Raw genomic sequence first — 528 nt, 5'->3', positions numbered from 1 at the left:
GCCCGGCGCAGCTCGCAGAGCGCGTCCAGCCAGGCGTTCGCCGCGGCGTAGGCCGCCTGCCCCGGCGAGCCGAGCAGCGCGGCGGCCGACGAGAACGCCACCCACCAGTCCAGGCCGGGCCCCCGGGTCGCCTCGTGCAGCGCCAGGCCGCCGTGGACCTTCGCCGACCAGACCCGGTGCAGGTCCGCGGCCCGACGTCGGCGACCAGCCGGTCGTCCAGCACGCCCGCGGCGTGCACCACCCCGCGCAGCCGCAGGCCGCCCGCGACGGCCGTCGGCCACCATCCGCCCGGCCGTCCCCGGCGCGGCCAGGTCCCCCGATCACCACCCGGACGTCCGTCCCGAGGTCCCGCAGCTCCTCGATGGCGGCGATCCCCGAGGACCCTGGCCCCGAACGGCCGCCGAGCACGATCCGCCCGGCCCCCCGCTCGGCCAGCCACCGGGCCACCACCAGCCCCAGCCCGCCGTACCCGCCGGTGATCAGGTAGCTCTCGCCCCGCCGTACCACCGGCGGCGCCGCACCGGGCGG

1 protein-coding gene and 1 pseudogene are annotated in these 528 nt (G+C 79.9%); both read right to left on the bottom strand.

From position 1 onward, the window contains the following. A partial coding sequence (locus ACWJ6R_RS37860; protein WP_449066786.1) for a KR domain-containing protein occupies positions 1-284 on the bottom strand: 284 nt, incomplete at its 3' end. A gap of 97 nt (positions 285-381) precedes the next feature. After that, positions 382-447: pseudogene (locus tag ACWJ6R_RS37855) on the bottom strand (hypothetical protein); the annotation flags it as partial. Positions 448-528: the final 81 nt, after the last annotated feature.

The sequence above is a fragment of the Planomonospora algeriensis genome (assembly GCF_977012225.1).
Note: the sequence above shows the minus strand (reverse complement) of the source record. Positions and strands in the feature narration are given on the sequence as shown.